A 22,904-nucleotide genomic window follows, 5' to 3' on the forward strand; every position below is an offset into this window, starting at 1 on the left:
TACTGCAGGGGGGACCCTGTGGGAGAGTAGGACGCCGCCGAACAATCTTTCCAGTGAAGCCCCCTGACCATGTGTCAGGGGGCTTCACTGCGTTTACGGGCAGGTAGCCTGGACGATGACGAGATCCTAAGCGAGGGGCAGGATCTAGGATCAGCCGACGGCACGTCCCGCACGAACATGGGGAAGGCTCGAATGAGCGCACGGTTCGAAGAACTCGACTGGCAGGAAACGCCGTTGGGTGAGCTTGCACTACGTCGGCGTCGGTATCCCGGATTTGCCGAGCCGGTGTACGAGATCAAGCTCAACGACGACTTCCTGATGTCCAGTCTGTTCACCGTGGCCGAGGAGGAATTGGCCAATCTCGCCCTGGCCGAGCTCTCCGGGCCAGCCGCCCTCGGGTCGGCCGCCCCCGATTCAGTCGCGGCCGGGCGCGAACTCCACGGCGCCGCACGACTCGACGTCGTCGTGGGTGGCCTGGGGCTCGGCTGTACCGCCCTGGCTGCTCTGCGGCACCCTGAGGTGGGCTCCCTACTGGTCGTCGACGCGCTCGACGCGGTCATCGGCTGGCACGAGCGCGGCCTGCTACCCGGTGGAGTGGCCGCGGATCCGCGGTGCCGCCTGGTGCACGGGGACTTCTTCGCAATGATCCAGTCCCCTACAGGACTTGACCCGGCCGACCCGGAGCGGCGCTTCCACGCGATCGTCGTCGACATCGACCATTCGCCGCGCCACCTGCTGCACCCCGGCAGCGCCGGTTTCTACGGGCCGGACGGCCTCCGGTGCGTGGCCGAACGGCTCCACCCGGGAGGGGTGTTCTCGCTCTGGTCGAACGACCCGCCGGACGACGAGTTCCTGGCGGTGCTCGGCCAGGTCTTCACCGGGGTCCGGGCCGTGGTCGTCTCCTTCGCCAACCCGCTTCAGGACCGTGACGCAACCAACACCGTCTACCTCGCCCGCACCCCCGGGGCGGTGCCGCACCACTCGTCGTGACCGAACGGCGCCGGCGGCAGCCGGGGCAGTTGCCCTTACGCCGCCCGGGCGTCGGCGAGGGCCTGGCGCAGGAGAGAGGCCCCGCGCAAGAGAGGGCCGTTGGGGAGATGTTCTCCTCAACGGCCCTCTCTGTGTTGTTGCCTGGTGTCGTGCAGTGCCCGCTACGGCGTCGGAGGTGCGTCCTCGGGGGCTGCAGGAGCAGAATCCTCCGCGGCTGCCTCCTGCCGCGGGCTCGAGGCCTGCGTCGGGACGGTGGGCTCTGCGTGTGGGGCCGTGGGCTGGTGGAGGAGGAAGCCGGCTTCCTCGGCGAGCTGGAGGTCGAGGCTCTCGCGGCGGATGCGGCGGTCGATGTACATCAGCCCCTGGCTCGTCGTCGTCAGCGGCAGGGTGAGCAGGTTGGTCACCGCCGAGACGGGCATGACGAGGGCGAAGTACAGCAGCTCGGCGATCAGCAGTGCACGCAGCTGGTTGGGGTCGTTGGGGTTGCTCGTGGCGACGTTGGAGAAACCGCTCACGGTGCTTGCCCAGAGGGAGAACGGCATGGTGGCGACCGAGCCGACGACGCCGCTGAGCAGCGTGATCAGGAACAGGGTCCCGAACGAACGCCACCACGCGCCCGAGTTGAGACGCCAGGCGCGCTTGATGGCGGTGACGGGACCCGCGCCCTCCAGCATCACCACGCCGGGGAGCGGCATGAGTCGGATCTGCAGGTATACGCCCCAGAGCCCCGCCGGGAAGTAGAGCAGCAGGCCCGCGGCGGCACCGGCGCCCGCGCCCGCCGTGACGCCGACCAGGAAGGCCAGGCCCACAGCGACGATCAAGCCGGCGAACGCCGCGAGCCCCATGAGCAGGGTCGCGCCGAGCAGCCGCCACAGGTGGGGCAGGCCCTCGCGCATGCTCTGCTTGAAGTTGACCCGACGGCCCACGACCGCGTGGCGGAGCGTGGCGACGCTGCCGAGGTTGGCGCTGGTGTAGATCGCCAGGAAGCTGACCAGGATCAGCAACGTCAGCAGCCCGAATGCGACGGCGGCATTGGTGATCTCGCTGGAGCTCGGGTGCCAGCCCTGCGTGTCCGCGTTGTTCTTCGCGTCGACCCAGAAGGTGTGCAGCGGGGACCACTCGGTCGTGCCCAGGATGGCGAAGAGGACGACGCATCCGAGGCCGGTGACGAGCACAGGGCCGTAGACCGCAAGGAAGTTGTAGCGGATCGTCATGAAGATGCCGCTGATGATGTCGCCGATGCTCAGCGGTCGCAGCGGGATCACGCCCGGCTTCGGGGGCGGGGGCACGTGAGCCCAGGGCCCGCCGGGGCCCATGCCCGGCCACTGTCCCGGGGGCGGTCCCATCGGCGGGCCCATGCGGGGGCCGGGCGGCGTTGGCCGGGGCGGCTGCCACCAGCCGCCGTTGCTGCTCATCTCTCTGCGGTCCTTCGTCGTCGTGGCGGTCGCTGCGGTCTGCGCAACCTGCGTGGTGCCGTATGACTCGTCTGACTCGTCCGTATGACGCGTACAGCCGCTGTGGCCGGTACGGCCGGTCGGAGCACCGAGCGTACGGCAGGGGGTTGAGGCCTGGCAGACGCAGTCCGCAGTCCTCAGCTCCCGATGCGGAAACGTTGCGGCATCGCGCCGTCGGCACGGCGTCCGGGCAGGAGCAGAAGTTCGTCCCGACCCAGGCCGATCGACGCGGGGGCCGACCCTGCCTCCGGGAGGACGTGGTTGAGCCCGGCCAGCAGCGCCGTCAGGGCCTGCGGTTCCAGCGGGCCGAGAACGGCGCGGTTGTCGGAGTTCGTCCACAGGCTGTGGACGGCGCGTTCGCCCCAGCGGGCGCGGGCCTGCTCGGGGGAACGCAGCACGGTGAGGGCGTGCAGGCCCATCGGGCCGCCCCTGGCCATCAGTTCGGGCAGTCCGGGGAACGGGGCCACCGCGGCGACGTCGTCGAGGACCCAGAGCAGTGGTGGGTCCATCCGGCCGCTCGCGGAGCGGGTCACTGCCTGGCGAGCGCGCTCGAAGGCATCGTCCACAAGGGCCGTGAGCAGTGGCATCGCGCTGTGGGGCATCCCCGGCACGTTCTCCCGCAGGCGGGTCTCGCCCGCCTGGCCGAGGACGTAGAGGCTGTTGACCTCGCCGGCACGCAGCACCGCGGACGGGTCGAGCGCGGCCGACGGTGAGTCAGGTGTGCACGCCGCCAGGATGTGCAGCTCGCCGACGGACACCAGCGCGGCGCGAATGCGGGCCAGTGCGGCGTCGAGCGCGGGAGAGGGGCGCAGCAGCGCCGCCTGGAGCAGGCCGCCCCAGCCCTCGCCGGAGCGGTGGGCGTCCGTGGTGTTGAGGATCGCCACGGCCTCCTGCCGGGGAGCGCCACCGCCGCCGAAGTTACCGCCGAAGTTGCCGCCGAGTCCGCCGGATGCGCCGCCTGCCGTGCTAGCCCAGCGGGCGACGTGCCGGAACGGGCGGTTGTCGAGTGCGGCGGCATGGAGCCAGCAGCGCAGCAGGGTCTCGGCGAGATCGCGGACGGCCTTCTCCTCGACGTCCGAGGCGTCCGAGGTGGGGCGGACGGTCGGCAGCAGCAGGGCGTGGGCCCGGGCGGTGGCGACGACGGGGTCCTCGCAGCCGCTGTGCGGGGCCCAACGGCCGCGCGGGTGCTCGGGATCCTCGGCGCTGATCTGCTGCGGGTCGAACCGCGACGCGCGCCGGTGCGCCGGGCGCTGCTCCCACAGCGCCGGGTCGGCGCCGACGACGATGAGCGGCTGGGTGGCGGCGTCGGCGATCACACCCTGGACGAGGTCCCGTCGTGCCGACGCTGTCGCCTCGGGCGCGAAGACGCACGTCGTGCCCGCAGGCAGCGTGAACGGTGCGACGGCCTCGCCGACGTACCAGGGACGCGGCAGCGTCGGGCTTGCAGCTATACCCGTGCCCGGAGGCGGAGTGACGGGGGAGGCGGTGACGGGCGAACTGGTGACGTGCTGCTGCTCCGGGGCGACGGACGGCGCCATCGCCGCAGGCTCGTCGTCCGCCTGACGGGGGAACGCCGCCTCCGGCGCGGTCCCAGCGAAGGCCGTAGCCGTGGCCGAAGCACCCGCAGTCGCCGAAGCACTCACAGCACCCGCACCCGCAGCCGCCGCCGCGACGGCGGCGCGGCGGCGGGCGCGGGTCGTGGCGACGGCGATCAGCACGGCCAGGGCCAGGGCGAGCATCGCGAAGAACGTCAGCCAGAAGACCAGCGCGGACGGCAGTGTCGAGGGCGTGGTCGTCGGCCACGCGCCCGGCAGGTCGTTCGGGTCGGTGGCGAGATGGCGGATCGCCCCGGCGGTCGACAGGAAGGGGAGCGGGCGCGGGAAGTGACCGTGGTCCAGCAGACCGCCGAGACCGGTCGCGGCCCAGAACAGCGCCGTCGTCCCGAGCAGGAAGGCCAGCAGCCCGACGATCGCCCCGTCCGGGATGCCGCCGCGCCGTGGCCCCGCGCCCGGCTGTCCGCCAGGCCCCGCACCACGGTCAGGCCCCGCACCACGGCCACGCCCTGCACCACCGGCAGGCCCCGGCCCGGCGCCCTGTGGGCCCACACCCCTGCCCCAACCCGTGCCTGGGCGTGCGTCAGGACCGGGTCGACCACCCGGGCCCTGGGCCTGACGATCCTGACGACGGGGCGAGGAACCGCGCGGGGCCGACCAGGACATCACGCGGCCGGGTCGTCGGCGAGTTGCTGGGAGGCGCGGGTGCGCTCCGCGATGGCGTCCTCCGTCATGGCCCGGTCCGTGTAGACGAGCGGGCGTTCCTGCTCGGTGATGATGTGCTTCACCACCTGGACGTTACCGTTGACGTCCCAGACCGCGATGCCGGGCGACAGGGTGGGAATGATCTCCACCGCCCAGCGCGGCAGGCCCAGCACCCTGCCGGTGGCCCGCGCCTCGTCGGCCTTCTGCATGTAGATGGTCCTGGTGGAGGCCATCTTGAGGATCGCCGAGGCCTCCTTCGCCGCCGCGCCGTCGACCACGTCGGAGAGGTGGTGGACGACCGCGACGAAGGACAGCCCGAGTCGGCGTCCGAACTTGAGCAGACGCTGGAACAGCTGGGCCACGAACGGGGAGTTGATGATGTGCCAGGCCTCCTCGACCAGGAAGATGCGCTTCCTGCGGTCCGGCCTGATCCAGGTGTGCTCCAGCCAGACGCCGACGATGGCCATCAGGATCGGCATGGCGATCGAGTTGCGGTCGATGTGCGAGAGGTCGAAGACGATCAGCGGCGCGTCCAGGTCGATGCCGGTCGTGGTCGGACCGTCGAACATGCCGCGCAGGTCACCGTCGACCAGGCGGTCCAGGACCAGGGCGACGTCCAGGCCCCAGGTCTGGATCTCGTCCAGGGAGACGCCGAGCGCGTCGATGGAGTCGGTGTTGGGAGTGCGCAGCGCGTCGATGATGTCGCCGAGCACCGGCTGACGCTCCGTCACCGTGGCGATGACGTGCGCATGCGCGGCCTTGAGGGCGAAGCCGGCCCGCTCCTCGATGCCGCGGCCCATCGCCACCTCGATGATGGTGCGCAGCAGCGCCAGCTGGCCGGTCTGGGTGATGGCGGGGTCGAGCGGGTTGAGCTTGACGCCGCCGTTCAGCGCGGCCTGCGGGTCGAGCCGGACCGGCGTTATCCCCAGCGCATTGGCGATCAGGTTCCACTCGCCGACGCCGTCTTCACCCTGGGCGTCCAGCACCACGACCTGCCGGTCGCGGAAGCGCAGCTGCCGCAGCACGTAGGTCTTCTCCAGCGCGGACTTGCCGTTGCCGGACTCACCCAGCACCAGCCAGTGCGGCGCGGGCAGCTGCTGGCCGTAGAGCTGGAACGGGTCGTAGACGTAGCCCTTGCCGCTGTAGACCTCGCGGCCGATGATCACGCCGGAGTCCCCCAGGCCGGGCGCGGCCGTCGGCAGGTAGACGGCCTGGGCCTGGCCGGTGGAGGTGCGCACGGGAAGCCGGGTCGTCTCGGCCTTGCCGAAGAGAAAGCTGGTGAACCCCTCGGTGATACCTCCGAGCGGTGCTGCCATGGCCGGCCTCCAGTGGATCGGTGGATCGTCGGTACGTAGGGGGTCAGCGGGTGGTCAGCGGCGGATGCCGGTGGCGAAGGGGAGTGTGTTGACGAAGGCCCGGTGGTGTTCCCGGTCGCACCATTCCAGCTTGAGGAAGCTCTTGCCGGAAGAGGCGCGAATGGTGCGCTTGTCGCGCGCCAGCGCCTCGGGAGAGCGCGAACTGACGGTGATGTAGCCGACCAGGTTCACCCCCGCCGCGCCGGAGGCGAGGTCGTCGCCGCGCTGGTCGACGCGGCCGGTATGGGCCAGGTCGCGCGGGTCGACGGTGCGGTTCATCTTGGCGGCGCGGCTGGCCTCCGCCTCGTCGTTGGTCTTCTCGGTGAGCATCCGTTCGATGGCGACGTCGGTGGGTTCGAGGTCCATGCAGACGGCGACGGTGCGGATCACGTCCGGGGTGTGCACCAGCAGCGGGGCCAGGAAGTTGACGCCGACGGGGGTCAGCGGCCACTCCTTGATCCACGCGGTGGCGTGGCACCACGGCTCGCGGGTTGCCGACTCGCGGGTCTTGGCCTGCAGGTAGTTGGCGTGGGTGGCGTCCAGCTCGGCCGGCCAGGCGTTGCGGCGGGACATGGCCTGGATGTGGTCGATCTGGTGGTCCGGGTCGTACATGGAGTGCAGCAGCGAGGCGAGACGCGCCTGCCCGAGCGGCTGGCGGACCCGGATGTCTGCTTCGGCGAGCCGAGCGCAGATGTCGGTCAGTTCGCGCGCCATCACCGAGGCCAGGCCCTCGTCGCCGCGGGCGCGGGCGTGCGAGGTGCGGCCCATCGCCTGCGCCTCGGCGGCCAGGTCGCGGGTGTAGGGCATGCAGGCGACCAGGTAGGCGCGGTGCTGCTCGGACGAGGTGGAGACCATCGCCTGGAGCTGGTCGTACGAGGACTTGAGCCACTCCGGCGACTGGTCGTCGCCGCGCCGGGCCACGTCCTTGGCGTGCGCGTCCGGGTCGGCGGGAAGGGTGCGGGCCAGCATCTGCAGCCGTGTCACGAAGCCGTCGCCGTTGGCGACGTGGCGCAGCAGCGTGCCGAACCGTTCCACCAGGGCTTCCTGGTCCTCGCTGTCCCGCAGGCCGACGCCGGGGCCCTCGATCTCGATCGCGGCGGTGACGGTGCGCCGGTCCAGGTGGAGCAGCACGGACACCTCGTCCGGGCCGAAGGGTGCCGTCAGCCAGCGGATCCGGCCGATGCCCGGCGGCGGGCCGACCTCGACCTCGCCGCCTGCCAGCCGCGTGCCGGCCTCCATCGCCCCGGAGCGGTAGACCGCGCCGGGGGAGCGGGTCATCCGCTTGTAGGTGCGGTTGATCTCGGCCCACTTGTAGAACGTCCGCTTGCGGTAGGGGAGGTAGACGACCGCGAACCCGAGCATCGGGAAGCCGATCAGCCCGATCAGCCGGATCGGCAGGACGGGCACGAGGATGCCCCACATCATGCCGAGGAAGGCGCAGAAGATGATCAGAAAGACCTCGCCGCCGTCGCGGTTCCGTCCGATCACCGCACTGGGCTTGGCCTTGCCGATGAGATAGGTGCGCCGGTACTGCCCGACGGGTGGGGTGGACACGTCTAGCTCCCGCCTCCCTTCGCGAACGTGCTGGTGGTGCCGTTGCCGCTGTTGCCCCCGGTGCCACTGGCCCGAGCCGTCTGGTCGGGCCCGCCGCCCTGCTGCGGCGGCGCGGTCCGCGTCGCGTGCGCGGCGATGCCGGGCGAGACGCCCGCCGAGTCGCCCCGGCTTCCGCCGCCTCCGCCGCCCTCGCCGTCACGGCCCGCGTGGGTGTTGATGCCCTGCTTCATGAAGTTGGCCGGTCCGTTGACCACCGCGCGCCCGGCGCTGACCGCCTGGGCGCGGGCCTGGCGCATGGCGACCATGTCGTCGCCGAAGCCGGGCACGAAGCGGTAGATCACCGAGCTGGCGAAGATGGAGAGGGCCAGGATCGCCACACCCGAGGTGACCGTCGAGAACGCGTCGTTGGCCCCGGCGGAGGACGCGATCGCTCCCGCCAGGCCGAGCACTATGACGATGATCGGTTTGATCAGGATGATCGCGATCATCAGCCCGGCCCAGCGCCGGACGTGCTTCCACATCTGCTTGTCGACCAGCCCGGCGTAGACGACCGTCCCGAGCAGCGCCCCGATGTAGAGCATCGCGGTACGGATCCACATCTCCAGCCACACGACGGTGGCGGCGAGGATCGCGATCAGCGAGACGAAGACCAGGATGATGGGCCCGCCGCCGATCTTCCCTGAGGTGAGGGTGTCGGCGAAGGTCCCGAGGTAGGTGGCGGTGTCCGTTTTCGTCCCGGCGGCGATGCCCTCGGTCAGCCCGTCGGTGGCGCTGACGACGGTGTAGAGGATCAGCGGCGTGAAGGCCGAGGCGATGACGGTCAGCCAGAGAAACCCGATCGCCTCCCCGAACGCGGTCGTCAGCGGGACGCCACGCACGGCCCGCTTGGTGATCGCCAGCAGCCAGAGCAGCAGGGTGAGGAAGGTCGCGGCGGCGAAGACGATCGCGTACTGCTGGAGGAACGCGGGGTTGGTGAAGTCGACGTTTGACGTCTTGTCGATCCCGGCCGACAGCTGCCGCACGATCCACGCGGCGGCGCTGGCACAGCTGTTCGCCAGCGACTGGACGGGGTCGAGGGATCCGGTCAGGCCGCCGCCGGTGGGGGTGTTGGTGTTCTGGCCCTGCTCGCACATCTGCTTAGCGAGGCCGAAGAGCCCGTTACAGGAGGATGCAGGTGAGGCCGACGGAGACGGCACCGGTGAGGTGCTCGGACCGGGGGCAGCGAACGCAGTCCCGGTCAGCAGCAGGAACTGGAGGCCCGTCATGGCCGTCGCCAGTGGAATCACCCTGCGGAGGTCAACGTGCATAGCGGAAGCCTCCGAACTGCGAGACGGCGTTGGCGATCGATCCGTAGCTGGACACAGCCTGTTGGTCACCGATGGGAGTGGGACCGTCCACCTGGGAGAAGCCGGTGACCTTCCAGTCGCCGTCGGACCAGTGGAGCGTCAGCGTCAGGGTGTACCAGTACTCGGTCACTGGACGGGTCGAGCCCTGGCCTGCGAGACCACCGATCGAGGTGTTCCAGATGTCGACCGTGGCGGTGTCCGCGCTGTAGCTGTCGACCTTGGTGCCCACCGGAACAGTTCGGGACACGAAGGTCAGCCCGGCCGGAGCCTGACCGTTGGTCAGTCCGATCTGGGATGCTTCTGCGTCGTAGGACTTGTCGAAGCGTGCGTTCAGACCGCCCTGAGCGGTCGGGTCGGCGACCGTCGCCACTATCGCGTGCCGACTCGCGGTCGCGTACATCTCGCTCGACCCCAGCGCCACGCTGTAGTTCGCCGCCGCGCTCTGCGCGCCCTCGCTGGTGTGCGGGTACTGGACGCCGATGCCGTTCTGCGTGGTCGTCACCGGCTGGGTGCCCGTCGGGGCTGTCGCCGAGGCGCTCGCGCCGGGGCCCGGGCCGGCGTCGTTGGAGGTGCCGTTGCCGCCGCCGCTGTTCGCACTGCCGTTCGTGCGGTTGATCACCGCCACGGCGACGACCATCAGGAAGACGACCACGAACACGGCCGCCAACGTCTTCAGTCGTCGCAAACCGGACGCCTGAGGCGCCGTCGGCTGCTCGCTGGCCGGGAGGCGGGTACGCGTGTGCGGCTGGTCGTCGGAGAACGACACGGCGGCCCCCTTGGGACGAGGGTGGGCGGGCAGGCGGGCAGACGTCGCACACCCCGGAGGGGCGTGCGTCAACTCTGACACTCGGACGGTGACCCGTGGGCGGGGATTCACCGAACCGGGCCAGAACCGGGCTGGTCAGCTCGGGCGGTCAGTTCAGGCTTGGACGCGGATGCAACCCAGCCCTGGCACTGGGTGACGAAAGCAGACGGGTAATCAGATCGCCATCCCATACACAATGGTGAAGAGCGTGCCGAGGGAACCGATGATGAACACGCCGGTCAGGCCGGCGATGATCAGCCCTTTGCCCTGTTCCGCGCTGAATGTGTCGCGCAGCGCCGTCGCGCCGATGCGCTGTTTGGCCGCGCCCCAGATGGCGATGGCAAGACACGCCAGAATGGCGACCGCCATCACGACCTCGACCATCGTCCGGGCCTGGTTGCCCAGATTGGCGAACGGCCCCCAGTTGGGCGCGATGCCGCCGATGATGGTGTTGATGTCACCCTTGCTCGCACTGAGATACAACGCAACCACCCACCTGATCATCATTCAAAGCCCAACGCTCGGCCGTGGCGAAGGGCCCAGTCCTATTCTTGGCCAGATCCGATGTCGACTTGGCCACTTTCGGAAGGTTCTCTCCCGAGGCGCGCGTCACAGCTGACACGATGGGGGTCCGCAGGACCGGGCGAAACCCCATGTGCATCACACATTCGACCCTACCGCTAACTCTCCGTGTCGCCGGTGATTGCGTTCGGCAATGCTCCTGCGGACACTGTCCGAAAGCGTTCGCCCGTACGTGCACCGCTCGTCCCGTTCGATCCATACGTCTCGGAGGGCCCTGATGGCGGCGTCGCGCAGGATCGCGCTGGCCGGCGGTGGCATCGTCCTGGTCCTCGGACTGATGATGACATTGATCGTCGTCGGAACGCTTGCCGCGGCCGGATCGCTCAACCAGGCCGCGGCGCAGGGTGCGCTCTCCCTGGCGCCGGGGACGGTGCCCACCGCCTACACGGGGCTGATCCAGCAATGGGGCAATCTCTGCCCCGAACTGACGCCCCCTCTGCTTGCCGCCCAGCTCTACCAGGAGAGCGGTTTCAGTCCGAGTGCGGTCAGTCCGGTCGGTGCGCAGGGGATAGCGCAGTTCATGCCGGGCACCTGGAAGATCTACGGCATCGACCCCACTCACACACAGACGCCGAGTGTCTGGGACCCGCAGGACGCGATCCCCTCCGCCGCCTCCTACGACTGCCAACTGGCCAAGGACACCGCCAACGTCCCGGGTGACCACCAGTCGAACATGCTCGCGGCCTACAACGCCGGTCCGTACGCGGTGATCAGCGCGGGCGGCGTGCCGTCGATCACGGAGACGCAGAACTACGTCACCAACATCAAGCGGCTCGCGCAGACCTTCACCGCGGTGACCACCGTCGCCTTCTCCTACCAGGCCGCGGGCGCGATCTACTTCGCGCAGACCAAGCTGGGGACGCCCTACCTCTGGGGCGGCGAGGGCCTCGCCTCGCAGGGCTACCGGTTCGACTGCAGCGGGCTCACCCAGGCCGCCTACGCCAGCGTCGGCATCACGCTGCCGCGCGTCGCCGCCGACCAGTGGTACGCGGGCCCGCATCCGAGCCGCAGTCAGCTCCAGCCGGGCGACCTGGTCTTCTTCGCCACCGACCCGCACGACCCGGCGACCATCCACCACGTCGGCATCTACGTCGGCGGCGGCTACATGATCAACGCCCCGCACACGGGCGCGGTCATCCGCTACGACTCCATCGACGCCGAGGGCGACTACTTCGGCGCCACCCGGGTCACCAGCGGCGGCGCGGGTGCCCTCCCGACCGTCCAGCCGAACGGCACCATCGCCAACGGCCAGTGAGGGGCGGAGGCACTGCGGCGCGCGGATCGCCACATGCGCGCGACACACCGCGTATCGCTTGTGCGCTTCTCGTGAGCGAAGCGCAACATTCCGATAACTTCCGTGCCAGGCGGAACACTTTGGGGCATTCGCTCCGTTGTGCCCGCTGTCAAACGAGCACACTTGACCTTGGTGCAACGACGCAACGGGGGTTGCTCGACGGCTTCTTGTGTGCGCGTGACAGCGGAGGTGCGGGGTGGGCTCGCAACTGGCGGACGGACCCGGTGGGAATGTCGACTGGTCCGTCGTCCATTGGGTGAACGGCCTTGCGGAGCACCTTCCGCACGGGGTGGACAGCGCGCTGGCGTATCTCGGCGAGTACGGGGTTCCGTTCGCGTCCGTGCTGCTGCTTCTGGGCGCGTGGCTGACGGCGCGTCGGGAGCAGAGTGCGCCTGCGGGCGTCGCCGGGGTGCTGTGGGCGGGGCTCGCGGCCGGGTTGGCGCTGCTGATGAACATTCCGGTGCGGGAGATGGTCGAGAGACCGAGACCGTTCGTCGACCACCCCGGACAGATCGACCTGCTGCTCAAGCACCAGTCCAACGGCTCGTTCGCCAGTGACCACGCGACCTTCATCATGGCCGTCGCGATCGGCCTCTTCCTGGTCAACCGCCGGTACGGCCTGATCGGCATCGGGCTGGCCGCGATCGAGGGCTTCCTCCGCATGTTCGCGGGGGTCCACTACCCCTCCGACATCCTGGGCGGCTACGCCCTCGGCACCGCCGTCGTGCTGCTGCTGGCGCCGATCGCCATGGCGGTGCTCACCCCCTTCGTGCAGGCGCTGACGCGCACGGCGCTCGCGCCGCTCGTCCGCGCTCCGGCGCGCGCCTCCCGGCGCGGACGCGGCCCGGCCGTCCACCCGGTCGGCCCGGGCGACGGCCCCGGCAGCGACCCCGAGCGACCCGACCAGGACCTCGCCGCCTGAGCCCGCCTGACCCGCCTGAGGCCGGGCCGGAGCCTGCCCGAGCCCGCCTGACGCGTCCCCGGCTCGCCCGCTTACGCGAGCGGTACGCCCTGCGGGAAGCGGAACAGCCCCGTCGGGTCGTACGTGCGCTTGACCTGCCGCAGGCGGGTCGCGTTGACGCCGTAGTAGGCCTGCTCCCAGTTGCGCAGGTGCGGGTCGATGTAGTTCTGGTACGCCTCCCCGCTCGCGTACGGGCGCAGGCCGACCCAGGTGTCGTCCAGCCAGGTCCAGCTGGCCGCAGCCGCGCTGCTGCCGCTGGTGTAGTCGGCGGTGTACTGCGCCATGAAGAGGCCGTCCCGGTGCACGAACGCGGTGCTCTGCGCGCCGACGCGGTTGATCGCCCCGCCGAGCGCGTCGAACGCGACGGCCGCCTGGCCCCCGGCCGGCGCCATCTGCGGATAGCGCGCCACGGCGTCGACCACGGCGGCGGCACCCGCTCCGCTGAGACGGCGCGTGTAGATGTCCGACCGCGCCCCGTAGTTGGACCGGCTGACGGTCCCCGCCGGGTTGTGGCCGGGCAGCTGGCCGTGCACGTGCGCCCGCGCGATCGACTCGCCCGCGACCCCGCCCATGATCTGCATGGTCGTCAGGTAGGAGGCGCTGTGCAGCGACAGGCTCGACGGGCGGACCGTCAGCTGGTCCACCAGGTTGCCGAGTTCGGTCCGCGAGCCGCCGAGCAGGTTCACCGTGGAGCTGATGCTGAGCCTGCCGTCCGCGTCGGCGACCAGGTGCAGGTTGGACCAGAGCGCGTCGGGCGCGGTCGGCGCCCAGGACTGCCAGGCCTCGATCACCGCGGCGGCCCGGGACCACGGCCAGGAGAGGAAGCCGTAGGCGCAGTCGTCCGCCGGGTGCGTCCGGAAGTCCAGCCGGGTCACCACACCGAAGTTGCCGCCGCCCGCGCCGCGCAGCGCCCAGAACAGGTCCGCGTCGCTGCTCGCGTTGACCTCGCGGATCCGGCCGTCGGGGGTGACGATCTCCGCGCCGACCAGGTTGTCCGTCGTCAGCCCGTTGGCCCGCCCGGTGACCCCGACGCCGCCGCCGAGCGCGAGCCCGCTGACGCCCACGGTGGGGCACGACCCGGCGGGTATCGTCCGCCCGTACGAGGCGAGGCCGTTGTAGACGTCGAACAGCCGCGCTCCCGCGCCGATGCTGCCGTTGGACGAGACGCTGTTGAGCCGGCCCACGTCGAGCACCAGGCCGTTGCTGACGGTGGACCACCCGGCGTAGCTGTGACCGCCGTTCCGCGGCACGATCGGCACCCGGTAGCGCCGGGCGAACGCGAGGCAGGTGGCGACGTCCTGCGCGGACGCGACGTACGCGACCGCGGCGGGCCGCACGGCGTCGTACTGCGGCTGGAACAGCTCGACGGCTTCGCCGTAGCGCGAGTCCCCGGGCCGGATCAGCGTCCCGCTGAGGTCCTTGGCGAGCGCGGTCCAGTTCGCGGCGGCGGAGGTGGACAGCGGCGAGCCGGAGACACTGGTCGCACCCACGGAGGGCGCGGAGGCGCCGGTGAAACCCGTGGCACCGGCCTGCGGTGTCTTGGTGCCACTGCAGGCGGCGAGCCCGGCGCCCGCGGCAAGCGCGCCGCCGACCCGGAGGAGAGTACGGCGGCTGGTCCCGTTGTCGCCCATGCTGTTCCTTCTACCTGCCGGCGGTGAGGTTACGCGCTAGTAGACGACAGTCCACCCGAATCAGTTGCATGTGGGGCCCGCACCGCAGACGGGACGTGCAAGTGACCCCCGTGCCCAAGGTCTACGCGTCAGCCTCGTGCTGCGCAGCATCCCTGCGGGCCTTGTCGCGTGAGCGCCGCGCCGGCGCGTACCAGCCGCAGCTGCAGTGGGCGACGGCGAACGCACCCTTCTCCGTGACGGACGTCTCGTGCGAGCTCGCGTGCTGCGTCGGGATGGCCGGACCCGTCGTGTTGGTCACCCGACAACGGTAACCCGGACGGCCGTAACCGCCCTCCCCCCTCCTCGTTGTTCACAGCGCACACGCACGCGTGTCCAGGAGGACTCCTATGTCTCGCTCACCCCGCGCCCCCCGCGCCCCCCGCGCGGCCCTCGCCGTCACCGCTGCCGCCCTCGTCGTGGTGAGCCTGAGCGCCTGCTCGGGCAGCAGCAGCGCCACCGGCGCCAGCAGTGACGCGCAGACGTTCAACCCCATGGCCGACCGCCTGGCCGGCGACCCGCTGACGGCGGTCCGCGCCGCAGCGGACATCACGGGCCACAACGGCTTCCTCAAGGACACCACCACGCTCCACACCGCCTCCGCGTCCAAGCAGATGACGCTGCACGGCACGGGCGCGTACGACTACGCCGACCACCTCGGCAAGCTCTCGGTCGACGTCCCGCCGGGGGCGGGCACCAGCGCCACGGGGCAGTTGAACGAGGTGACCAGCCCCGGCATCGTCTACATGCAGAACAGTGGCGCCAAGGTCCCGAAGGGAAAGTGGATCAAGCTCGGGGTGCAGCAGCTCGGCGACGGCAACCTCGTCTCCTCCGGCGCCACCGACCCGGCCAGCGCCTCGGACGCGCTGCGCGGGGCCCAGACGGCGACGCTCGTGGGCACCTCCACCGTCGACGGCGTAGTCCTCAAGCACTACAAGGGCACGCTCGACCTCTCCGAGGCGGCCAAGGCGACGGGCGGCCCGGGCGGCACGGGGCTCGACGTCGCCGCGCACACCTTCACCGTGAAGAAGGTCCCCTACGACGTCTGGCTGGACGCGCACGGGCGGATCGCCAAGGTGGTCGAGGTCTTCACGTTCTCGCAGGTCCCGGGCTCGACGGTGGCCAAGGACCAGGTCCAGGTCACCTCGACGAGCGTCTTCTCGGACTTCGGCACCCCGGTCGCGATCGCCGTCCCGGCGGACCAGGACATCGTCGGTCCGAGCGCCGCGCCCTCGGGCAAGTAGCGCAGCTCCGGGTCGGCCGCAAGCCTGCCGGCGGGTGGTAGCCGCAAAATGGCCCAGACGTGCCATGCATGTCCGGCACGGGCTGCCTACTCTGTAAAGAGTTGACTACCCGTTCGTTTTTTCCGGCTCCCGGCTCCCAGCCAGGAGAGGAGGTGGCGTGTGGCCGCAGACGACCCGGTCGCGCTGGCGGAGATCGAGATGTACGGCGACCTCATGATCGCCGCCGCCGCCACGTCCCGCTCGAAACTCCCGCTGGACCGCATCGACACCATCCTCCGCGTCGAACGGGATCCGAACCGGCCACGCGTGCCGCAACAGCGCGTCAGTGACGAGGACGTGCCCGACGCGTAGGGGCCGGCAGCTCGGGGCCGCAGCAGGCGTTCAGGACCGCAGCAGGCGCGAGATCGCCGCGGTCGCCTCGGCGACCTTGTCGTCGGCCTCCGGGCCGCCCTTCTCCATCGCGTCCGCGACGCAGTGACGCAGGTGCTCCTCCAACAGGCTGAGCGCGAAGGACTGGAGCGCCTTCGTGCTCGCGGAGACCTGGGTGAGGATGTCGATGCAGTAGGTGTCGTTCTCGACCATGCGCTGCAGCCCGCGGATCTGTCCTTCGATCCGGCGCAGTCGCTTGATGTGGTCGTCCCTGCGGGCGCTGTACCCGTGCGGGCCGGTGTGGCCCTCGGTGCCCGCCACGTTGTCCGCGTCCACGACGTCCATACCCCCCATGGTAGAGGGACGTGTCCGCAAGCGGTCACGGCTGGATATCGAATCCCGTGCTTTGAATCCAAAGTGTGCGGCGGCGCGTGAGGCTTATTACGTTTCGGCGTGTCACCTCTACGTACGGAAGGATGATTCCAGGTACTCCGTGTCGGCCGTTGCACCCCGGTGTGCGCAATGTCCGGGCGCAGCGCCTAGCATCGCTACGTCCGCCCCTGTACTTCGGAGACTTTTGTGCGCATTCGTCTGACCCCCCGGGAGACGAGCTTCTATGACTTGTTCGCCGCCTCGGCGAACAACCTCGTCACCGGTTCCAAGCTGCTCCTGGAGCTGCTCGGCGCAGATGTCGCCGCACGGTCGGAGATCGCCGACCGGATGCGCGCAGCCGAGCACGCGGGAGACGAGGCGACCCACACGATCTTCCATCAGCTCAACTCCTCCTTCATCACGCCTTTCGACCGTGAGGACATCTACAACTTGGCGTCCTCTCTGGACGACATCATGGATTACATGGAGGAGGCGGTCGATCTTGTGGTCCTCTACGAGATCGACACCCTGCCCAAGGGCGTGGAGCAGCAGATCGAGGTGCTGGCTCGGGCGGCCGACCTGACCGCGGCGGCGATGCCGAACCTGCGGACGATGGACAACATGACCGAGTTCTGGATCGAGATCAACCGCCTCGAGAACCAGGCCGACCAGATCCACCGCAAGCTGCTGGCCCACCTCTTCGGCGGCCAGTACGAGGCGATCGAGGTCCTCAAGCTCAAGCAGATCGTCGACGTCCTCGAAGAGGCTGCCGACGCGTTCGAACATGTGGCGAACACGGTGGAGACCATCGCCGTCAAGGAGTCCTGAACCGCACGTGGACATCTTCGGACTGGTACTGGTCGTCGCCGTCGCCTTCGGCTTCGCCTACACCAACGGCTTCCACGACTCGGCCAACGCGATCGCGACCTCGGTCTCGACGCGCGCGCTGACGCCGAAGGCGGCCCTGCTGATGGCAGCGGTCATGAACCTCCTCGGCGCCTTCCTCGGGGAGGGCGTCGCACAGACCGTCAGCAAGGGCATCATCGCCACTCCCAGTGGCAGTCACGGCATGGTCATCCTCTGGTCGGCCCTGATCGGGGCGATCGCCTGGAACCTGGTGACCTGGTACTTCGGCCTACCGTCCTCGTCCACCCACGCCCTCTTCGGCGGCATGGTCGGCGCGGCGCTGGCGGGCGGCACCGACGTGTACTGGATGGGCCTGTGGGAGAAGGTCATCCTGCCGATGATCACCTCTCCGATCGCGGGCCTGATCCTGGGCTTCGCGCTGATGGTGGCCATTCTGTGGATCTTCCGCAGGTCCAACCCGCACCGGTCCAAGCGCGGCTTCCGGGTGGCGCAGACCGTCTCCGCGGCGGCGATGGCCCTGGGCCACGGCCTCCAGGACACCCAGAAGACGATGGGTGTGGTGGTGATGGCGCTGACCATCTCCGGCCACTACTCCGGGAGCAACATCCCCACCTGGGTCAAGATCAGCACGGCCCTGGTCATGGCGCTGGGCACCTGGGCGGGCGGCTGGCGCATCATGCGCACCCTCGGCCGCCGGATCATCGAGCTCGACCCCCCGCAGGGTTTCGCCGCCGAGTCGGTCTCGTCGCTGGTCCTCTACGTGACGGCGTACGTCTACAAGGTCCCGGTCTCCACCACCCACGTGATCACCTCCGCGATCATGGGCGTCGGCGCGACGAAGCGGGTGCGCGCGGTGCGCTGGGGGGTGGCCAAGGACATCGTCCTGGGCTGGTTCATCACCCTCCCCGCGGCGGGGCTGGTCGCTGCGCTCGTCTACTGGATCAGCTGGGCCGTCGTCAGCTGACCGGTGGTTGCCCCCTGGACAGTGGACGGACCGTGCCTGGTCCCCGCCGCCGAAACGCAGAAAGGGCCCCGCATCCTGGTGCGTAAGCAGGATGCGGGGCCCTTCTCTTGCTACCCCCGCGGCGGCACCGCCTAGTAGCGCCGCGGAGGAGTCACTGTGCGGCTGACCCGCTCAGCCGAAGCGGCCGGAGATGTAGTCCTCGGTCGCCTGGACGCTCGGGTTGGAGAAGATCTTCTCCGTCGAGTCGATCTCGATCAGCCGGCCCGGCTGGCCCACGCCCGCCAGGTTGAAGAACGCCGTCCGGTCACTCACACGCGCAGCCTGCTGCATGTTGTGGGTGACGATGACGATCGTGTACTGCTCCTTGAGCTGGCCGATCAGGTCCTCGATGGCCAGGGTCGAGATCGGGTCCAGGGCCGAGCAGGGCTCGTCCATCAGCAGGACCTGCGGCTCGACCGCGATCGCGCGGGCGATGCAGAGACGCTGCTGCTGACCGCCGGAGAGGCCCGCGCCCGGCTTGTCGAGGCGGTCCTTGACCTCGTTCCACAGGTTCGCGCCGCGCAGGGAGCGCTCGACGGCCTCGTCGACGACCTTCCTGTTGCGGATGCCGTTCAGCTTGAGGCCGGCAGCCACGTTCTCCTTGATGGACATGGTCGGGAACGGGTTCGGCCGCTGGAAGACCATGCCGACGGTGCGCCGCACGGCGACCGGGTCGACGCCGGAACCGTACAGGTTCTCGTCGTCGAGCATCACCTTGCCCTCGACGCGGGCGCCGGGGATCACCTCGTGCATGCGGTTGAGGGTCCGCAGGAAGGTCGACTTCCCGCAGCCGGAGGGGCCGATGAAGGCGGTCACCGAGCGGGGCTCGACCACCATGGAGATGTCCTCAACGGCCCGGAAGCTGCCGTAGTACGCGTTCAGTCCGCTGACGTCGATGCGCTTGGCCATGATCGTGCTCTGTCTCTCTCGTTCGAATGAAGTCTGGGGCGGCGAAGCGATCGCCGTCAGCGTCCGGCCTTCGGGGCCTTCCAGCGCGCGATGAGGCGCGCCGCAAGGTTCAGGATCATCACGAAGGCGATCAGCACCAGGGCACCGGCCCAGGCACGGGACTGGGAGGCGTTCGTACCGAGGGCGTACTGCTGGTAGACGAACAGCGGCAGCGACGACTGCGGCCCGCTGAACGGGTTGGCGTTGATCGCGTCCGCGCCGAAGACCAGCAGCAGGATCGGAGCCGTCTCACCGGTGATGCGCGCGACGGCGAGCATCAGGCCGGTGGTGATGCCACCGAGCGCGGTGGGCAGCACGACCCGGAGGATGGTGAGCCACTTTGGCACACCGAGGGCCAGGCTGGCCTCGCGCAGCGAGCTCGGTACCAGCTTGAGCATCTCCTCGGTGGAGCGGACGACGACCGGAAGCATCAGGATCGCGAGCGCGATGCTTCCGGCGAAGCCGGAGAAGGAGAAGCCCAGCAGGATGATCCAGAACGAGAGAACGAACAGACCGGCGACGATCGACGGGACACCCGACATCACGTCGACGAAGAAGGTCACCGCGCGGGCCAGTCGGCCGCCCTGGTACTCGACCAGGTAGATCGCGGTGAAGATGCCCACCGGTGCCGCCATGAGCGTGGCCAGGCCGACCTGCTCCAGCGTGCCGATCAGGGCGTGGTAGAGGCCGCCGTTGGTGTCGGTGGCCAGCACGCCCTTCATCGAGTGGGTGAGGAAGTCGATGTTGAGGTAGCCGATGCCCTGCGCGATCGTGTAGTAGATCAGGCCGAACAGCGGGATGACCGCGAGGATGAACGCGGACCAGACCAGGCTGGTGGCCAGACGGTCCTTGGCCCAGCGGCGGCCCTCGACGGCGGTGGACAGCACGTACTGGCCGACCACGAAGAGGATGACGGCCATCAGCCCCCACTGGAGCTTGCTGGTGATGCCGAACCCGGCACCGATCGCGCAGCCGAGGGCGATCGCCACGGCGGCGACCGCCGCGGGGGCCCACTTGGGCAGACGCCGGGCGGTGAGGCTGGTGGGACCGAGGGCTGCGCGGTCCTGAAGTGCGGTGCTCATCAGGCGCTCGCTCCCGAGTAGTCCTTGCGGCGCTCGATGATGATCCGTGCCGCGCCGTTGACCAGCAGTGTGATGACGAAGAGGACCAGGCCGGAGGCGATCAGCGCGTCACGTCCGAGCGAGGACGCCTCGTTGAACTGCGACGCGATGTTCTGGGCGAGGGTGCCGCCGCCCGGGTCGGTCAGGTGCAGCGACAGCACGAAGCTGGGGGAGAGGACCACCGCGACGGCCATGGTCTCGCCGAGCGCGCGGCCGAGGCCCAGCATCGCGGCGCTGATCACGCCGGCCCGGCCGAACGGCAGGACGGCGGTGCGGATGACCTCCCAGCGGGTGGCGCCGAGCGCCAGGGCCGCCTCTTCGTGCATCGGCGGGACCTGCCGGAAGACCTCACGGCTGACCGCGGTGATGATCGGCAGGATCATGATCGCCAGCACGATGCTCACGGTGAAGATCGTGCGCGGCGCGGAGCCCGGCTGGGTCTGCCTGAAGATGTAGGTCCAGCCGAAGTACTGGTTCAGCCACGCGTTGACGCCCAGCATGTGCGGGGCCAGGAACAGAGCGCCCCACAGGCCGAAGACGATGCTGGGAACGGCGGCGAGCAGGTCGACCAGGTAGCCGAAGAACTGCGCGACGCGGCGCGGCGCGTAGTGCGAGATGAACAGCGCGATCCCGATGGCGATCGGCACGGCGATGGCCATCGCGATGGCGGCGCTGATCAGCGTGTCGACCAGCAGCACGGCGATGCCGAAGACCGGCGGCGTGTTGTCCGGTGTCCAGGCCTGGGTGGTCAGGAAGTTGCCGTGGTTCTGACCGAGGGCGCCGACGGCCCGCACGATCAGGAAGCCGGCGATGGCGGCCATCACCACGAGCAGCAGGATGCCGGATCCGCGGGAGGCGTTGAAGAAGAGCGAGTCACCGAGCGCGAAGCGCTTCTTGAACTTCGGGGCGGAGCCGGCGGCGGTCGCAGTGGTCCCGGCGGGACGGTGGTGCGGGGGACCGCTGGTCTCCGGGGGCGAGGTTGGGTTCGGGGTATCCATGGTTTGCTCCGGTCTGGGTGCGCCCCTCCGGGGAGGCGGCGCGTGGCGGCGGTGCACCGGACTGGTCGGGAACAGATGGGACGGGCAGAACAGGTGGGGCCGACCGCCCCGGTCAGGACGTGCGTTCCGACCGGGACAATGGCCCCGGCCCGCCCGGCACCCGCCTACTGGGCGGAACCGGACGGGCAGGGAAGGTCAGGTGGTTCAGCCCAGCGTGGCGATGACGGCCTTCACCTTGGTGGTGATGGCGGTCGGCAGCTGGAGGTAGCCGGCGGAGCTGACGGCCTGCTGGCCCGCGTCGCTGGCGGTGTAGTTGAGGAAGGACTTGAGCGCCGGCAGGGTCGAGGCGCCGTTGCCCTTGTCGCACACGATCTCGTAGGTGACCAGGGCGATCGGGTAGGCGCCCGCGGTCTTGGTGGCGTAGTTCAGCTGGAGCGCCAGGTTGCTGCCGGTGCCGATGACCTTGGCCTCGGAGATGGCGGTGGCGGCGGCAGCGGTGGAGACCGGAACCGGGGCGCCGGAGCCCGTGGAGATGGAGGCGGTGCTCTGGCTGTTCGCCGTGGCGTAGGACATCTCGTAGTAGGAGATGGCGCCCTGGACCTGCTTGACCTGGGCGGCCAGGCCGCTGGAGCCCTGGGCGGCCTGGCCACCCGGGGCCGGCCACTGCGAGTTGGAGCCGTAGGTCCAGTCGGTCGGGGCGGCGGCGGCCAGGTAGGCGCTGAAGTTGGCGCTGGTGCCCGAGCCGTCCGAACGGTGGAAGGTCTGGATGGCCATGCTGGGCAGGTTGGCCGACGGGTTGAGGGCCTTGATCGCCGGGTCGTTCCAGTGGGTGATCTTGCCGGAGAAGATCTTCGCCAGGGTGGGGGCGTCCAGGACCAGGTTGTTCACGCCGGGCAGGTTGTAGGCGATCGCGATCGGGCCGCCGACCATCGGCAGGTTGATCGCCTTGCCGGTGTTGCTGCAGGCGGTGCCGGACTTGGCGATGTCGGAGGCCTTCATCGCGGAGTCGGAGCCGGCGAACTGGGTCTTGCCCTCGAGGAAGGTGGTGCGGCCGGCGGTGGAGCCGGTGCCCTGGTAGTTCACCGTGACGCCGGAGCACTGCTGCTGGAAGTCGCGGATCCAGATCTGCATGGCGTTGGCCTGCGCGGTGGAGCCCGCGCCCAGCAGGTTGCCGCTGCCACAGTCGGCGGCGGAGGCCGTGGTCGTGGACGAGCTGGTGCTCGAGCTCGACGCGTTGTTGTTGTCGGAGCCGCACGCCGCGAGCGTCAGCGAGCTGACGACCGCCAGGGCGCCGATGGCGAGGGCCTTGGTACGGCCGTTGCGCTGGAGCTTCACTGGTGTCCCTTTCCTGGTACCGCCGCCCGCGGGGAGGAGGAGCGATCAGCGGTTCTTCACGTGGGAGGAAGGCCAGGCGGCCTCCGATGACACCGAAGTTAGGCAGGGGAGGTGAAGCGTTCAGCCTGCGCAAATGAACGGGGGGTGAACCTGTGTCGGACACCGGGATACGCAGACCAGTAGTAACGGTTTCGCCACGACGAGAGCACGGCGAGGGCACAGCGAGGCGTGCGCCCAGTGGGGTGGCTGCCCCTTTCCGGGGGACGAGGGGCGGCCTGCCGCCTGGCTAGATGTATTGACCACGAGCGTTGTTGACGGTCCTGGGGGCTTGATCATGACGAAGACCTCCGGTGTGGTGGAGGTGTCTAGGCTTCACCGCAC

The 22,904-nt window shown here is 69.8% G+C and carries 21 protein-coding genes; 7 read left to right on the forward strand and 14 right to left on the reverse strand.

Going from position 1 to position 22,904, the window contains the following annotated elements; all coding sequences use genetic code 11:
• Positions 1-192: 192 nt before the first annotated feature.
• Entirely contained in the window at positions 193-990 is a 798-nt protein-coding gene (locus ABH940_RS35805; RefSeq protein ID WP_370066640.1) for a spermidine synthase, read from the forward strand.
• 161 nt (positions 991-1,151) lie between these two features.
• Here the strand turns inward: ABH940_RS35805 and ABH940_RS35810 are convergent, their stop codons facing one another.
• The 7 genes from ABH940_RS35810 to ABH940_RS35840 form a co-directional block, all read right to left on the reverse strand.
• On the reverse strand, positions 1,152-2,405 hold the full coding sequence (locus ABH940_RS35810) for a hypothetical protein (RefSeq protein WP_370066638.1): 1,254 nt from the start codon (positions 2,403-2,405) through the stop codon (positions 1,152-1,154).
• 176 nt (positions 2,406-2,581) lie between these two features.
• Positions 2,582-4,549, reverse strand: coding sequence for a TraM recognition domain-containing protein (locus ABH940_RS35815; RefSeq protein ID WP_370107178.1), 1,968 nt, complete (start codon positions 4,547-4,549; stop codon positions 2,582-2,584).
• A gap of 113 nt (positions 4,550-4,662) precedes the next feature.
• Positions 4,663-6,018, reverse strand: a complete 1,356-nt coding sequence (locus ABH940_RS35820) for an ATP-binding protein (protein ID WP_370066634.1) — start codon at positions 6,016-6,018, stop codon at positions 4,663-4,665.
• Positions 6,019-6,072: 54 nt separating this feature from the next.
• The gene (locus tag ABH940_RS35825; RefSeq protein WP_370066632.1) at positions 6,073-7,611 is read right to left on the reverse strand and encodes an SCO6880 family protein; all 1,539 of its coding nucleotides are present in this window, start codon (positions 7,609-7,611) and stop codon (positions 6,073-6,075) included.
• 2 nt (positions 7,612-7,613) lie between these two features.
• Positions 7,614-8,918, reverse strand: coding sequence for a hypothetical protein (locus ABH940_RS35830; protein WP_370066630.1), 1,305 nt, complete (start codon positions 8,916-8,918; stop codon positions 7,614-7,616).
• Positions 8,908-9,723 carry a hypothetical protein gene (locus ABH940_RS35835; RefSeq protein ID WP_370066628.1) on the reverse strand — a complete coding sequence of 272 codons (816 nt, stop codon included), beginning with the start codon at positions 9,721-9,723 and terminating at the stop codon, positions 8,908-8,910. The genes ABH940_RS35830 and ABH940_RS35835 overlap by 11 nt, the downstream gene beginning before the upstream one ends.
• Positions 9,724-9,936: 213 nt before the next feature.
• On the reverse strand, positions 9,937-10,245 hold the full coding sequence (locus ABH940_RS35840; RefSeq protein ID WP_370066655.1) for a hypothetical protein: 309 nt from the start codon (positions 10,243-10,245) through the stop codon (positions 9,937-9,939).
• A gap of 316 nt (positions 10,246-10,561) precedes the next feature.
• Here ABH940_RS35840 and ABH940_RS35845 point away from each other — a divergent pair, with 316 nt between their 5' ends.
• Together ABH940_RS35845 and ABH940_RS35850 are read left to right on the forward strand one after the other, a co-directional pair.
• Entirely contained in the window at positions 10,562-11,599 is a 1,038-nt protein-coding gene (locus ABH940_RS35845) for an NlpC/P60 family protein (protein WP_370066626.1), read from the forward strand.
• 235 nt (positions 11,600-11,834) lie between these two features.
• A complete protein-coding gene (locus ABH940_RS35850) occupies positions 11,835-12,560 on the forward strand; it encodes a phosphatase PAP2 family protein (RefSeq protein WP_370107179.1) in 726 nt (241 codons plus the stop codon).
• 71 nt (positions 12,561-12,631) lie between these two features.
• Here the strand turns inward: ABH940_RS35850 and ABH940_RS35855 are convergent, their stop codons facing one another.
• Both ABH940_RS35855 and ABH940_RS35860 read right to left on the reverse strand, forming a co-directional pair.
• Positions 12,632-14,230, reverse strand: coding sequence for an FAD-binding oxidoreductase (locus tag ABH940_RS35855; RefSeq protein ID WP_370107180.1), 1,599 nt, complete (start codon positions 14,228-14,230; stop codon positions 12,632-12,634).
• Between the two features lie 121 nt (positions 14,231-14,351).
• Entirely contained in the window at positions 14,352-14,528 is a 177-nt protein-coding gene (locus ABH940_RS35860; RefSeq protein ID WP_370066620.1) for a hypothetical protein, read from the reverse strand.
• 88 nt (positions 14,529-14,616) lie between these two features.
• Here ABH940_RS35860 and ABH940_RS35865 point away from each other — a divergent pair, with 88 nt between their 5' ends.
• A complete protein-coding gene (locus ABH940_RS35865; protein WP_370107182.1) occupies positions 14,617-15,510 on the forward strand; it encodes a hypothetical protein in 894 nt (297 codons plus the stop codon).
• Positions 15,511-15,669: 159 nt separating this feature from the next.
• A complete protein-coding gene (locus ABH940_RS35870) occupies positions 15,670-15,861 on the forward strand; it encodes a hypothetical protein (protein WP_370107185.1) in 192 nt (63 codons plus the stop codon).
• Between the two features lie 30 nt (positions 15,862-15,891).
• Here ABH940_RS35870 and ABH940_RS35875 read toward each other — a convergent pair whose 3' ends face one another.
• Entirely contained in the window at positions 15,892-16,224 is a 333-nt protein-coding gene (locus ABH940_RS35875) for a metal-sensitive transcriptional regulator (protein WP_370066614.1), read from the reverse strand.
• 234 nt (positions 16,225-16,458) lie between these two features.
• Here ABH940_RS35875 and ABH940_RS35880 point away from each other — a divergent pair, with 234 nt between their 5' ends.
• Together ABH940_RS35880 and ABH940_RS35885 are read left to right on the forward strand one after the other, a co-directional pair.
• Positions 16,459-17,079 (forward strand): DUF47 domain-containing protein, encoded by a 621-nt coding sequence (locus ABH940_RS35880; protein WP_370066612.1) that lies wholly within the window; start codon positions 16,459-16,461, stop codon positions 17,077-17,079.
• A gap of 7 nt (positions 17,080-17,086) precedes the next feature.
• Entirely contained in the window at positions 17,087-18,082 is a 996-nt protein-coding gene (locus ABH940_RS35885) for an anion permease (RefSeq protein WP_370066610.1), read from the forward strand.
• A 171-nt stretch (positions 18,083-18,253) separates the two neighbouring features.
• Here ABH940_RS35885 and pstB read toward each other — a convergent pair whose 3' ends face one another.
• The 4 genes from pstB to pstS form a co-directional block, all read right to left on the reverse strand.
• Complete coding sequence (gene pstB, locus ABH940_RS35890; protein ID WP_370066608.1) at positions 18,254-19,030, reverse strand: phosphate ABC transporter ATP-binding protein PstB; 777 nt, start codon at positions 19,028-19,030, stop codon at positions 18,254-18,256.
• A gap of 56 nt (positions 19,031-19,086) precedes the next feature.
• On the reverse strand, positions 19,087-20,151 hold the full coding sequence (gene pstA / locus ABH940_RS35895; protein ID WP_370107186.1) for a phosphate ABC transporter permease PstA: 1,065 nt from the start codon (positions 20,149-20,151) through the stop codon (positions 19,087-19,089).
• Entirely contained in the window at positions 20,151-21,188 is a 1,038-nt protein-coding gene (gene pstC, locus ABH940_RS35900) for a phosphate ABC transporter permease subunit PstC (RefSeq protein WP_370066604.1), read from the reverse strand. The genes pstA and pstC overlap by 1 nt, the downstream gene beginning before the upstream one ends.
• A gap of 204 nt (positions 21,189-21,392) precedes the next feature.
• Positions 21,393-22,523: a phosphate ABC transporter substrate-binding protein PstS gene (gene pstS, locus ABH940_RS35905; protein WP_370066602.1), complete on the reverse strand. Its 1,131-nt coding sequence runs from the start codon at positions 22,521-22,523 to the stop codon at positions 21,393-21,395.
• Positions 22,524-22,904: the final 381 nt, after the last annotated feature.

The organism is Streptacidiphilus sp. BW17 (genome assembly GCF_041262485.1).
In the GTDB taxonomy this organism is placed as follows: Bacteria; Actinomycetota; Actinomycetes; order Streptomycetales; family Streptomycetaceae; genus Streptacidiphilus.

What these genes read in the sequence shown, in the direction of transcription:
- ABH940_RS35875 (WP_370066614.1), bottom strand. Translation starts at nt 16,224, where the DNA reads ATGGACGTCGTGGACGCGGACAACGTGGCGGGCACCGAGGGCCACACC.
- pstB (WP_370066608.1), bottom strand. Translation starts at nt 19,030, where the DNA reads ATGGCCAAGCGCATCGACGTCAGCGGACTGAACGCGTACTACGGCAGC.
- ABH940_RS35855 (WP_370107180.1), bottom strand. Translation starts at nt 14,230, where the DNA reads ATGGGCGACAACGGGACCAGCCGCCGTACTCTCCTCCGGGTCGGCGGC.
- ABH940_RS35845 (WP_370066626.1), top strand. Translation starts at nt 10,562, where the DNA reads ATGGCGGCGTCGCGCAGGATCGCGCTGGCCGGCGGTGGCATCGTCCTG.
- ABH940_RS35810 (WP_370066638.1), bottom strand. Translation starts at nt 2,405, where the DNA reads ATGAGCAGCAACGGCGGCTGGTGGCAGCCGCCCCGGCCAACGCCGCCC.
- pstC (WP_370066604.1), bottom strand. Translation starts at nt 21,188, where the DNA reads ATGGATACCCCGAACCCAACCTCGCCCCCGGAGACCAGCGGTCCCCCG.
- ABH940_RS35865 (WP_370107182.1), top strand. Translation starts at nt 14,617, where the DNA reads ATGTCTCGCTCACCCCGCGCCCCCCGCGCCCCCCGCGCGGCCCTCGCC.
- pstA (WP_370107186.1), bottom strand. Translation starts at nt 20,151, where the DNA reads ATGAGCACCGCACTTCAGGACCGCGCAGCCCTCGGTCCCACCAGCCTC.
- ABH940_RS35830 (WP_370066630.1), bottom strand. Translation starts at nt 8,918, where the DNA reads ATGCACGTTGACCTCCGCAGGGTGATTCCACTGGCGACGGCCATGACG.
- ABH940_RS35805 (WP_370066640.1), top strand. Translation starts at nt 193, where the DNA reads ATGAGCGCACGGTTCGAAGAACTCGACTGGCAGGAAACGCCGTTGGGT.
- ABH940_RS35820 (WP_370066634.1), bottom strand. Translation starts at nt 6,018, where the DNA reads ATGGCAGCACCGCTCGGAGGTATCACCGAGGGGTTCACCAGCTTTCTC.